Here is an 11298-nt window from a genome sequence, read left to right as displayed (position 1 = left end):
CAGCCACAGCTGCCGTCGTCGCTGGCGGGGCCGCCGGCAGTGCCGCCGGGCACATCGGGACCGTCCGGCGCATTGGGGATGACCGGCGGCAGGCAGGGGCCGCCCGTGCGCGGGGTGAAGGGCAGCACCTCGTAGTGCACGCCCGATTCGCGCAGCATGTCCTCGGCCAGTTGGTCGGGGTACGATTCCGCGTAGCGGATGGCCGTGACGCCGCAGTTGATGAGCATCTTGGTGCAGATCAGGCAGGGCTGGGTGGTGCAGTAGATTTCCGAACCGGCCAGCGAAATGCCGTGGATGGCGGCCTGCACGATGACGTTCTGTTCCGCGTGCAGCCCCCGGCAGATTTCGTGGCGCTGGCCCGAGGGCACGCCAAGCTGGGTGCGCAGGCAGCCCACGTCCAGGCAATGGGCCACGCCCGAAGGCGCGCCGTTGTAGCCCGTGGCCAGGATGCGCTTGTCCTTCACCGCGATGGCCCCCACCTTGCGCCGGGTGCAGGTGGAACGCTCGGCCACGAGGTAGGTGATCTCCATGAAGTACTGGGGCCAGGGGAGGCGGGACAGCGTGGACATGGGTACCCCTGTCGGTGATTGCGGGAAGAAGAGCCGGGGAGGGGACCCTTTGACGCTCTGCGGTCGCCATCCGTAAGGTTCGCGCTACGCGCTTACCTAACGGCTGCCGCAAAGGGTCTCCCTCCCCGGACCCCTCCCCCCCAAACTCTTCAATAGGAACGGCCTGTACAACGCGGGAAATCGTTAACGACCAGCCCGCGATTCTGCCTGCGGATGCGGGCGGGGCCTACCAGGCGAACAGCGGGAACTGCCGCGCGAAGACTTCCACTTCGCGGCTGATGGCCGCAAGGCGGGTCTCGTTGTTCACGTTGGCCAGGGCGTCCACGATCCACGCGGCCACCTTTTCCATTTCCGCTTCCTTCATGCCGCGTGTGGTCAGGGCGGGGGTGCCCAGGCGCACGCCCGAGGTCACGAAGGGCGAACGGGTCTCGAAGGGCACGGTGTTCTTGTTGGCGGTCATGCCCGCCTTGTCCAGCGCGTGCTCGGCGTCCTTGCCGGTGATGTCCTTGGACGTCAGGTCCATGAGCATCAGGTGGTTGTCGGTGCCGCCGGAAACCAGGTCGTACCCGGCGGCGGTCAGGCAACCTGCCAGCGTGACGGCGTTCTTCACCACCTGCTTCTGGTAGTCGGCAAAGGTGGGGCGCAGCGCCTCGCCGAAGGCCACCGCCTTGGCCGCGATGACGTGCATCAGCGGGCCGCCCTGAATGCCGGGGAATATCTGGCTGTTCAGGGTCTTGGCGTTGTCCTCGTCGGACAGGATCATGCCGCCGCGGGGGCCGCGCAGGGTCTTGTGCGTGGTGGTGGTGGTGAAGTGGGCCTGCCCGATGGGGGTGGGATGCAGGCCGGTGGCCACCAGGCCCGCGATGTGGGCCATGTCCACCATCAGCTTGGCGCCCACCTCGTCGGCAATGGCGCGGAAGCGGGCAAAGTCGATGGTGCGCGGATAGGCGCTGGCACCGGCCACGATCAGGGCGGGCTTGTGCTCGCGGGCAAGGGCGGCCACTTCGTCGTAGTCGATGTAGCCGGTTTCCTTCTTCACGCCGTAGAACACCACGTTGTACAGGCGGCCGGAAAAGTTCACCGGGCTGCCGTGGGTCAGGTGCCCGCCGTGCGAAAGGTTCATGCCCAGGATGGTGTCGCCCGGCTTCAGGCAGGCGAAGTACACGCCCATGTTGGCCTGGCTGCCGGAATGGGGCTGCACGTTGGCGTAGCCGCAGCCGAAGATGGCCTTGGCCCGGTCGATGGCCAGGTTTTCCGCGATGTCCACGAATTCGCAGCCGCCGTAGTAGCGCTTGCCGGGGTAGCCTTCGGCGTACTTGTGGGTCAGTACGCTGCCCTGGGCCTGGCGGACGGCGGCGGAGACGAAGTTCTCGGACGCGATGAGCTCGAGCTTGCCGGTCTGACGTTCGATTTCAAGAGTGACCGCGCGACCCACTTCCGGGTCTTGAATCAGCAGTTCGTCCATGGTTCGCCTCCGTGAATGGTTGTGGTCGCGCGGCGTCAGGATGCCGCGCGACCTCTGGAAATATCGTTCTCCCGTGCCCGGTTGGAGGGTGGGAGATGTTCTGCAAGCCTCCGGCGGGCAGGGGGCCAAGCCCCCTGCACCCCCGTTCAGGCAAGCGGGGTCGGACAAAGTCCGATATCGAGCGGGACTGCAAACGTGCGGAGCGCGAGGCGGGGACGAGGAAAAAAGCCTTTTTGCGGAAGGAGTGTGCGGCAGCCGTTAGGTGAGTCTTCGAACCTTACGGATGGCGACCGCAACGCGCTCTTCGGTATTCGACTGGAGCAAAAAGGCTTTTTGACGACGTAACATCCCGCGATACTTGCGTTTGCGATATTACCCCTTCCAGCGCTTGTACAGCATGCAGCAGTTCGTCCCGCCAAAGCCGAACGAATTGCACAACACGTATTCGGGCTGGTACTTTTCCGAGCCGCCCGTCATGTAGTTCAGGTCGCATTCCGGGTCGGGCGTGTCGCGGTTGATGGTGCCGGGGATGATGCCGGTGTGCAGTGCCATGACGCTGAACACGCCTTCCATCCCGCCCGCCGCGCCCAGCAGGTGACCGGTCATGGACTTGTTGGCCGTGATGCGGATGTTCCTGGCGTGGTCGCCGAACACCTTCTTGATGGCCTTGGTTTCGCACAGGTCGTTGAGGTGCGTCGAGGTGGCGTGGGCGTTGATGTGGTCCACGTCCTCGGGGCGGATGCCCGCCTCGTCGATGGCGGCGCGCATGGCCTGCGCCATGCCCAGGCCGTCCTCGTGCGGGGCGGTCATGTGATAGGCGTCGCCCGACGCGCCGTACCCCACCACTTCGGCGTAGATGGTCGCGCCGCGCGCCTGAGCCGATTCCAGCGATTCCAGCATCAGGAAGCCCGAACCTTCGCCGATGACGAAGCCGTCGCGGTCGTTGTCGAACGGGCGCGAGGCCTTGGCGGGATCGTCATTGTTGGCGGTGGACAGCGCCTTCAGCGCGGTGAAGCCGGAAACGCCCATGGGCGTGATGGTGGCTTCCACGCCGCCGGTGATCACCGCGTCGCAACGGCCCATGAAGATGTCGGTGTAGGCATAGCCGATGGCATGCTGGCCCGACGCACAGGCGCTGGTGGTGACCAGGTTGGGCCCCTTGGCCCCGGTAAAGATGGAAACCTGGCCCGGCGCCATGTTGGAGATCAGCATGGGGATCATGAACGGCGAGACGCGGTTGGGGCCGGACTCGACGAGCTTGGAATGGAAGACCTCGATGGTCTCCAGTCCGCCAAGGCCCACGCCCAGCAGCACGCCCACGCGGTGGGCGTTGGCGTCGTCGATGACGAGGCCGGAATGCTCGACGAGCATCTTGCCGGTGGCCACCGCGAACTGGACGAAACGGTCCATGCGCTTGGCCTGCTTGGCCGGCATGTACTTCTCTGGGTCGAAGCCCTTGACCTCGCCTGCGATGCGCGAGGTGTACTCCGAAGCGTCGAAGTGGGTGATGGGCCCGATGCCGGATTTTCCGGCCACCAGGTTCTCCCAGCTTGTCGCAAGGTCGTTACCAAGGGGAGTGATGGCCGCAAGGCCGGTCACGACGACACGCTTTCCGGTCATTAAGTGTACCTCTTGGCGGTAGTGGGGCCGAACCCGCGCAAACGGGAAGGATGTGGAACGATGACGGGTCGTTGTGCGTCATCGGCGTGGTTTCGGCCGTGCGGAAGAAAAGCGCGAGAGCGTCTTATGACCTCGTCATAAGACGCCCGCATGCGATCTTCGTTGCGTGAAGAACAGGCCCTACTGCTTGTTCTTGATGTAAGCGATGGCGTCCTGGACCTTGAGGATCTTCTGGGCATCGTCGTCGTCGATTTCGATGCCGAATTCCTCTTCCATGGCCATTATCAGTTCGGTCAGGTCGAGCGAGTCGGCGCCAAGGTCTTCCACGAAGGAGGCTTCGGGCTTCACTTCCTCGGCGGACACGCCAAGCTGATCAATGATGATTTTGCTGATCTTTTCTTCAACGGACATGGTCCCTCCAATGCTGTTTTTCTCGTTTCGGTGCCGGTCGGTGCTGCGTACGCGGCGGTCTACACAAGCCGTTTCGTCCGGGATGCCTGTTGTACGGCTGGCAGCGCCTGCCTGCAAGCATTCCGTGGCAGGGATTTGCTGGCAAATCCCCACGGGCTGTCCCTCATCCCTTCATGGGCTGCCCTAGCAGTACATGCCGCCGTTGACGGCGATGACCTGCCCGGTGATGTAGCCCGCCCTATCGGAAGCCAGAAAGGCCACGGCATCGGCGATGTCCTGGGGTTGTCCCAGGCGCCGGAGCGGGATGGCTTCGATATATGCCGCGCGAACCTCGTCGGTGAGCTTCGCGGTCATGTCTGTTTCGATGAAGCCGGGGGCCACGGCGTTGACCGTGACGTTGCGCCCGGCAAGTTCCTTGGCGGCGGACTTGGTCATGCCTATCAGGCCCGCCTTGGCGGCGGAATAGTTGACCTGCCCGGCATTGCCCATCTGGCCCACCACCGAGGTGATGTTGACGATGCGGCCCTTGCGCTGCTTGGTCATCAGCTTGGCGGCTTCGCGCAGGCAGGTGAACGCGCCGGAAAGGTTGACGTCCAGCACGCGATCGAAGTCGTCGTCCTTCATGCGCAGGATAAGCCCGTCCTTGGTGATGCCCGCGTTGTTCACGAGCACGTCCAGGGTGACCTTTTCCCTGATTTCTTCCTGAAAGAACGCGGACACGGCGGCGGCGTCGGAAACGTCCAGACGGAAGGCCCGCGCCGAACCGCCCGCGGCGTTGATGCCAGCGGCCACGGCTTCGGCTTCCTCGGGCTTGCTCACGTAGGTGAGGTAGACCTGAAAGCCCTCTCGGGCCAGGGTTTCCGCCACGGCCTTGCCGATGCCCCGGGAGCCCCCGGTGACCAGCGCGGTGGAAGTGAGTTCGCTCATTCGGCCTTTCTCATGTTGCGGGTTGCAAAGGGCACCGCCTTATACCGCAAAGACAGTGCGACTTCAATTGGCCCGATTAGGGGTGCCCCGGGTGAAGAATGTCGTCTTTTCTTCCGGCATCCGGCGATCCGTGGCAAACGGATTTTTTTCGCTGGCAAGGAAAACGAGCCAGCCATGAGGGAGTATGCCTCAGCCGTTTGGCGAGCTTGCGAGCCTTACGGATGAGGACCGCAGCGCGCTCTTGTTGTATTCGACCGAGCCTTAGCCGTTAGGCGAGCGCGTAGCGCGAGTCTTACGGATAATGACAGCAAAGCCATGGCAGGCGAAGTTTGACCGCTCTGCGCTCGATGCCCGTGAGGCTCGCGGACTCGCCTAACGGGCACGCTACGCGCCCTTCGGGTCGGTCCGCCAGCGGGAAAAGGGCCGTTTGCCAGTTAAAAATGCAGCAGTGCGGCACCCCAGGTAAACCCGCCCCCGAACGTGGCGAGCAGCACTCGCATGCCGGGACGCAGCACGCCCTTGGCCCGCGCGTCGGCGATGGCCAGCGGCACGGACGCCGCAGAGGTGTTGCCGAACTCGTGCAGGTTCACGAACACGCGCTCGGCGGGCACGCCCAGACGGTCGCCCACGGCCTCGATGATGCGCAGGTTGGCCTGGTGCGGAATGAGCAGGGCCACGTCGTCGGTGGTCAGGCCGTTGCGGGCCAGCACGTCCTGGCTGATGGCGGCCATGTTGCGCACGGCGTGCTTGAACACGTCGCGGCCGTTCATCTGCACGAAGAAGTCGTCGCCCACCGGGTCGCCCTTGGCGTAGGGGGTATGGGTGCCGCCGCCGATGGTCAGCAGGCCACCCAGGTTGCCGTCCGACGCGCAGAGCACGTCTTCGAGCAGGGCGCCTTCGCCGTCGGCGGTAATCACCGACGCGCCCGCACCATCGCCGAACAGCACGCAGGTGGTGCGATCGGCCCAGTTCAGGCGGCGGGTCAGGGCTTCTGTGGCGGTCAGCAGCACGCGGGCCTCGGGCTGGGCGGCCACGATGGCGCGGGCCATGGACAGGCCGTACACGTAGCCCGAGCAGGCGGCGTTGAAATCGAAGGCCATGGCGCCCATGATGCCCAGCTTGGCCTCCACGAGGCAGGCGGTGTTGGGGCACAGGTAGTCGGGCGTGCAGGTGGCGTTGATGACGTGGGTGATCTCGCCCGGCTCCATGCCTGCGTCGGCCAGGGCCAGGCGGGCGGCTTCCGCCGCGGCGTCGGAGGCGTTCTGCCCCTCGGCCAGGCGGTGGCGCTGCTTGATGCCGGTGCGGGTGGTGATCCACTCGTCGGTGGTCTCCACGAACTTTTCAAGGTCGAAGTTGGTCAGCACGTCCACGGGGGTGTACGCACCAAACCCCCTGACCCGGCAGGCAATATCGCGCGATGCTGTCATGTGGCTGATTCCGGTCGGCGCGCGGGGCGCCGCAGGTGCAGGGTGGGGGACGCAGGGCCTTTCACTGTCGGGGGCGTCTGTTGAAACCGTTCCGGGGCGCGAACGAAACCGTGTTTCGCCGTCCGGCTCCGGAAGGAACGTTTCTTGGGCTGCCCTATTTGATGGCTTGCCGTAGCGGGTGAGCTCCTCGTTGGCGCTGATGGCCTTGACGAGGCGTTCGTTGGTCTTCTTTTCCACGAAGGTGGCGGCCAGCTTTACGGCGCTGCGCACGGCCTTGGAGTTGGACTTGCCGTGGCAGACGAAGGCGATGCCCTGCAAACCGAGCAGGGGGGCGCCGCCGTATTCGGCATAGTCCACGAACTGGGCAAAGCGGCGGAAGGCGGATTTGGCGAGCAGGGTGCCGATCTTGGGCAGCAGGCCGGAGAGCAGTTCGCGCTTCAGCACGCGACCGAGCGACGTGCTGAGCCCTTCGCTCAGCTTCAGCGCCACGTTGCCGACAAAGCCGTCGCAGACCACCACGTCCACCTCGCCGCTGAAAATGTCGCGGCCTTCCACGTTGCCCACGAAGTTGATGCCGTTCTGCGCCAGCTTGAACAGTTCGTAGGCTTCCTTGACCTGGGTGTTGCCCTTGCCTTCTTCCTCGCCGATGCTCAGAAGGCCGATGCGCGGCGATTCGCACGCCAGCAGGTCGCGCGCGAAGGCGTCGGCCATGAGGCCGAACTGGAACAGGTGGTGCGGCTTGCAGTCCACGTTGGCCCCCACGTCCAGAAGGACGATGGGGTTCTTTTCCGTGGGCATTATGCTGGCAAGCGCGGGCCGGTCCACGCCGGGAATGCGGCCCATGATGAACATGCCGCAGGCCACCGTGGCGCCGGAATGTCCGGCGCTGACGATGCCGTGCGCCTGACCGTCGCGCACCAGGCGGCAGGCCACTTGGATGGACGCATCCTTGCGGCGGCGCAGGATATCCGAAGGCTTTTCGTCCATGCCCGCAACTTCGCTGGCGTGGACAACGTCATAGGCGACGCCGTCAAGGGGGATCTTGGCCAGTTCGGCCTGCACCTTCGCCTGGTCGCCGACCAGCAGAAGGGCGATCCCCTTGTCGCGCGCCGCCTCGATCGCGCCGGGGACCACCACGGAGGGGCCGAAATCCCCCCCCATGGCATCCACGGCGATGATGGTCGCGTTATTCATTAGGCTGAGCGACCACCTGACGGCCCTTGTAGGTGCCGCAGCTCGGGCAGGCGCGGTGCGGAACGGTGGGCTCGCCGCAGGCGCAGTACACGATGGTGGGGATGGCCACGCGATCGTGCGAACGGCGCATACCCTTCTTGGACTTGGACTTCTTGTTCTGCTGAACGGCCATGGCGTTCCTCTCCTGGATGTCCCGCCGAGGGCGGCGGGGGTTGTGCTACTTCTTTTCGATGGTAAGGCCGCGCAGGGCGGCAAGCCTGGGATCGCCATCTTCGCTCTTGCAGGAGCAGGCGGCAACATTCAGGTTGCTTCCGCACGACGGGCACAGGCCCTTGCAGCCAGCGGAGCACAGCGGCTTCGCCGGCAGGGCCAGCAGAAATTCTTCCCACAGCAGGCCGGACAGGCTTACTTCAACGCCCTGTCCGGAAGGGGAGACGCGGATGACGGCAGCGTCCACGTCCTCGAAGTCGTCGTCCGTTTCAGGCACTGCCGTGGCCGCCTTGCCGTGCTTGCGCGCGTCATCCTGCGCATGCGGCTGGGCGGGCTGCTGGGCCGGAAACGGTTCAAAGCTGTCGAAGGACTGGTCGATGACCACGTCCGCCGGTTCGGCGCAACGGTCGCACGGCGCGCTGATGCGCCCCGTGAGCCTGCCGCGCACAAGGCAGCCGTCGTCCTGCGGCAGCAGGAATACCGAGCCGCGCAGCGGTTCGATGATGGTGAACGGCAGTGAAAACTCGGCGATGGGACCCTGCCAGACGGACTGGTCGTCAACCTCGTACTCGCCGCCGCCCGCCGGAATGTCCTTGAGCGGAATCCAAATCTGGTGCATGGCTACCTCGCGAGCAGCGATTACTACATGCGAACCCTTCGGGCTGTCAAGAAAGGGGTTGCGTTTTTCGGGGCGGCGGTATAAGACTCCCATCTCTCGCGGCGGCAAACATCCAGAATGCGTCCGGAACGTGCCCGGCACATCGGTCGACGCCCGCCCCGCGCGGCGCCCCGGCGGCAGAACGCCACCGGCGGCACATCAGAACGACCACGCGAACTTTGCACATATACGGAGGAAAGTCATGTCCAAGCAGTGCGATGTGTGCGGCAAGAAGGCCCAGGTCGGCCACCATGTGAGCCACTCGAACATCAAGACCAAGCGTCGGTTCGAGCCGAACCTGCAGAGCGTCCGCCACCAGTACCCCAACGGCGAAGTGAAGACCCTCAGTGTCTGCACCCGTTGCCTGCGCTCCGGCGCTGTGGTGAAGCCCGCCGTCCGCAAGGTCGCCTAAGGCTTTTCGATCCGAGCGTTCAAAAGCCCCGGTGGTATCCGCCGGGGCTTTTTGACGTTGTTGTCCCGGGCGCTACGTCACGCAAATGTCGCCGTCCTTCCGGTGCCCGGCGCTTTTCGGCGGTGGCGGATGCAGGGTAGGGTAGGCCATGTCCTGGACGCTTCCCGCCCTGCTGGCGGCCCTGCTGGCCGCGCTGGACGCCACCCTGCTGCGGCGCCTTGCCGGTGACCTGCCCCCCGCCCGCATGGTGGCCTATCCGGTCTTCTGGAGCCTGCCCCCGTTTCTGACGTTGCTGGCAGTGCGCGGCGTGCCCGACCTGCCCGCACCGTTCTGGCTGGCCACCCTTGCCGCCGTACCGGTGAACATGGCCGGGCACCTGCTCACGGCGTGGGCGGTGCGCATGGCGCCGGTGTCGCGCACGATCCCCTATCTGTGCTTTTCCCCCGTTTTCGTGGTGATACACGAATACCTGCTGCTGGGGGTTGCGCCCCGCCCGGCGGGCGTGGCCGGAGTGCTGCTGGTGGTGGCGGGCAGCTGGGTACTGAACGCGGGTGGGGCGGGAAACCATGGCCCAGGCGAATGCGGCGGCAGTGACATCATGGCCCGGCTGTTGCGCCCCTTTCGCACCCTGGCGGCGGAGCGCGGGGCGCGGGTCATGCTGGGGGTGGCCCTGCTGTGGGGGCTGGGCAGCGTGCTGAATCGCCAGATGGTCCTGCACGCCACGCCTGCCGTGGCTGGCGGGGTGTTCTTCGCCCTCTACGGTCCGGCCATGCTGGCGGCACTGATGGTGTTCGGCGGGGTGCGCCCGCGCATGCTCGTCGATCGTCCGTTGCGGGGCGCGGTCATGGGCGCGGTGCTGTTTCTGGCCGCGTACGTGCACTTCACGGCCATGAGCCTGACCACGGCCGCCAACATGATCGCGGTGAAGCGGCTGGACGGAGTGTTCGCCGTGCTGTTCGACCGGCTGTCCGAACGGTGGGGCAGCGCCCGCCGGGACAGACCGTCTGGTTTGGATGGTTCTGTTGGCCCGGCCCCCGGTTACCCCGGTTACCCCGGTTCCGCCGGTTCCGCCGGTTCCGCTGGTTCCGCTGGCGCGGGCAGAGGCGGACGCCCGGCCCGTGACGGCAGATTGCCCGGTGCGGCGCTGATGGCCGCCGGAGCCGCCCTGGTGGTGCTGGCGTCCTGACGGCTGTACCTTCCGATGCCGCCCTGCCCCGACGGTAGATGCCGCTGGTGCAGACGTGGCGCATCCCGTGACGCAGCGTTCCCATTCCCCGCATTTTCCCGGCGGGATACGTCTTGCCGCCTGGCCTTTCCGTGACTATTCTTACAGAATGGGCGCACGCGGACATGCCGTTCCGCGCCGTCTCTTCGTCCCCGTTTCCCGCGCCCCGCATGCCACGGTGCAGGCCCATGGACATACTTCCACGCACCCGGCGCACCGTTCCCACCGCAACCATCCCGGAGCCCACATGCCCCGTCTTGGTCTTGTCCTTCTTCTGGTCCCCTTTCTGGAATTTTATGTGCTGGTGGAGGTGGGCGCGCGCATCGGGGCGTTCAACGCCGTGCTGCTGGTGATCCTGTTCGCCATGGTCGGGGTGTGGCTGGCCCGTACCCAGGGCATGGGCACGCTGGCGCGCATCCAGCAAAGCCTGGCCCAGGGCGTGCTGCCCGCCGACGAGATGCTGGACGGGTTGTTCCTGCTGCTGGCTGGCCTTCTGATGGTCTTTCCCGGCTTCGTGTCCGACGCGTTCGGGGTGCTCCTGCTGCTGCCCCCGGTGCGCAGGCTGGCCGCGCACCTGTTGCGGCGGCACATGAACGCCACCATCCAGGCGGAAGGCCGCGCGGGCCATGCGGGTGACCGCACGGGCGGGCCGTCGGTGCACGTGCGCACCTGGTATTTCGGCCCCGGCGGGGCACGGCACACCGAAACCTTCGGCGGCGGGGGGGCCATGTTCGGTCCCAATGCCAATGGCCCCAATGGCCCCAATGGTCCAGATGGACTGGATGGGCTGAACGGGCTCGGTGGGCCGGATGGCAGCGGCACCCATCCCTATGGTCCGGACCATGGGGGCGGCGCTGGTGGTGCTCAGGCCGGGCGGCAGGAACCCCGCCGCACCGTGGTCATCGACTGCGAACCGGTGGAGCCTTCCGGCCCGTCGGGTGCCTCCGGTGCGTCCCGCGAGCCTGGCAAGGCTGGCGGCCCGTCGGGTGACTCTTCGGATGGGGCATCCGGCGGTTCGGGCGCGCGCTAGCGCATCCGCCCCAGGTCCTCCCGGTCCCCCTTATTCCCGGTTGCCGCATCGCTCATGGCACCCCCCAACGGATCAGACCGCTTCCGCCGCCCCCGGCAGGTGCGCTCCGGCGGCGCTTCGGCCCTGGCTGGCCGCAGCGCAGTGGCCTCC

At 66.1% G+C, this 11298-nt stretch carries 11 protein-coding genes and 1 pseudogene; 3 read left to right on the top strand and 9 right to left on the bottom strand.

Annotation, left to right across the window (positions count from 1 at the left end; genetic code table 11):
- From FVW27_RS20275 to FVW27_RS20235, 9 genes and pseudogenes are all read right to left on the bottom strand, one after another.
- On the bottom strand, nucleotides 1-560 hold a 560-nt coding region (locus FVW27_RS20275; RefSeq protein ID WP_307831658.1), incomplete at its 3' end, for a deoxycytidylate deaminase.
- A 235-nt stretch (nucleotides 561-795) separates the two neighbouring features.
- Nucleotides 796-2034 (bottom strand): serine hydroxymethyltransferase, encoded by a 1239-nt coding sequence (gene glyA / locus FVW27_RS20270; protein ID WP_167128898.1) that lies wholly within the window; start codon nucleotides 2032-2034, stop codon nucleotides 796-798.
- 372 nt (nucleotides 2035-2406) lie between these two features.
- Nucleotides 2407-3654 (bottom strand): beta-ketoacyl-ACP synthase II, encoded by a 1248-nt coding sequence (gene fabF, locus FVW27_RS20265; protein ID WP_167128895.1) that lies wholly within the window; start codon nucleotides 3652-3654, stop codon nucleotides 2407-2409.
- 180 nt (nucleotides 3655-3834) lie between these two features.
- Entirely contained in the window at nucleotides 3835-4065 is a 231-nt protein-coding gene (gene acpP / locus FVW27_RS20260) for an acyl carrier protein (protein ID WP_167128892.1), read from the bottom strand.
- Nucleotides 4066-4248: 183 nt separating this feature from the next.
- Nucleotides 4249-4992: a 3-oxoacyl-[acyl-carrier-protein] reductase gene (fabG, locus tag FVW27_RS20255; RefSeq protein ID WP_167128890.1), complete on the bottom strand. Its 744-nt coding sequence runs from the start codon at nucleotides 4990-4992 to the stop codon at nucleotides 4249-4251.
- 434 nt (nucleotides 4993-5426) lie between these two features.
- Nucleotides 5427-6419 carry a beta-ketoacyl-ACP synthase III gene (locus tag FVW27_RS20250; protein WP_167128900.1) on the bottom strand — a complete coding sequence of 331 codons (993 nt, stop codon included), beginning with the start codon at nucleotides 6417-6419 and terminating at the stop codon, nucleotides 5427-5429.
- 165 nt (nucleotides 6420-6584) lie between these two features.
- Nucleotides 6585-7613 (bottom strand): annotated as a pseudogene (gene plsX, locus FVW27_RS20245) (phosphate acyltransferase PlsX); the annotation flags it as partial.
- A complete protein-coding gene (gene rpmF, locus FVW27_RS20240) occupies nucleotides 7606-7785 on the bottom strand; it encodes a 50S ribosomal protein L32 (RefSeq protein WP_167128888.1) in 180 nt (59 codons plus the stop codon). The pseudogene plsX and the gene rpmF, both read right to left, overlap by 8 nt.
- A 45-nt stretch (nucleotides 7786-7830) precedes the next feature.
- The gene (locus tag FVW27_RS20235) at nucleotides 7831-8442 is read right to left on the bottom strand and encodes a YceD family protein (RefSeq protein ID WP_167128885.1); all 612 of its coding nucleotides are present in this window, start codon (nucleotides 8440-8442) and stop codon (nucleotides 7831-7833) included.
- Nucleotides 8443-8683: 241 nt separating this feature from the next.
- Between FVW27_RS20235 and rpmB the strand changes: the two genes are divergently transcribed.
- From rpmB to FVW27_RS20220, 3 genes are all read left to right on the top strand, one after another.
- Nucleotides 8684-8893 (top strand): 50S ribosomal protein L28, encoded by a 210-nt coding sequence (gene rpmB / locus FVW27_RS20230; RefSeq protein ID WP_015946721.1) that lies wholly within the window; start codon nucleotides 8684-8686, stop codon nucleotides 8891-8893.
- 148 nt (nucleotides 8894-9041) lie between these two features.
- Nucleotides 9042-10079: a DMT family transporter gene (locus tag FVW27_RS20225; RefSeq protein WP_167128882.1), complete on the top strand. Its 1038-nt coding sequence runs from the start codon at nucleotides 9042-9044 to the stop codon at nucleotides 10077-10079.
- Nucleotides 10080-10365: 286 nt separating this feature from the next.
- A complete protein-coding gene (locus tag FVW27_RS20220) occupies nucleotides 10366-11148 on the top strand; it encodes an FxsA family protein (protein ID WP_167128879.1) in 783 nt (260 codons plus the stop codon).
- Nucleotides 11149-11298 lie beyond the last annotated feature (150 nt).

The organism is Nitratidesulfovibrio liaohensis, from assembly GCF_011682075.1.
Classification (GTDB): Bacteria; Desulfobacterota; Desulfovibrionia; order Desulfovibrionales; family Desulfovibrionaceae; genus Cupidesulfovibrio; species Cupidesulfovibrio liaohensis.
This window is presented reverse-complemented; position numbering and strand designations above follow the sequence as displayed.

Bases quoted from the DNA above. Each gene is read 5' to 3' on its own strand.
- glyA (WP_167128898.1), bottom strand. From the start codon at position 2,034: ATGGACGAACTGCTGATTCAAGACCCGGAAGTGGGTCGCGCGGTCACT.
- fabF (WP_167128895.1), bottom strand. From the start codon at position 3,654: ATGACCGGAAAGCGTGTCGTCGTGACCGGCCTTGCGGCCATCACTCCC.
- acpP (WP_167128892.1), bottom strand. From the start codon at position 4,065: ATGTCCGTTGAAGAAAAGATCAGCAAAATCATCATTGATCAGCTTGGC.
- fabG (WP_167128890.1), bottom strand. From the start codon at position 4,992: ATGAGCGAACTCACTTCCACCGCGCTGGTCACCGGGGGCTCCCGGGGC.
- FVW27_RS20250 (WP_167128900.1), bottom strand. From the start codon at position 6,419: ATGACAGCATCGCGCGATATTGCCTGCCGGGTCAGGGGGTTTGGTGCG.
- rpmF (WP_167128888.1), bottom strand. From the start codon at position 7,785: ATGGCCGTTCAGCAGAACAAGAAGTCCAAGTCCAAGAAGGGTATGCGC.
- FVW27_RS20235 (WP_167128885.1), bottom strand. From the start codon at position 8,442: ATGCACCAGATTTGGATTCCGCTCAAGGACATTCCGGCGGGCGGCGGC.
- rpmB (WP_015946721.1), top strand. From the start codon at position 8,684: ATGTCCAAGCAGTGCGATGTGTGCGGCAAGAAGGCCCAGGTCGGCCAC.
- FVW27_RS20225 (WP_167128882.1), top strand. From the start codon at position 9,042: ATGTCCTGGACGCTTCCCGCCCTGCTGGCGGCCCTGCTGGCCGCGCTG.
- FVW27_RS20220 (WP_167128879.1), top strand. From the start codon at position 10,366: ATGCCCCGTCTTGGTCTTGTCCTTCTTCTGGTCCCCTTTCTGGAATTT.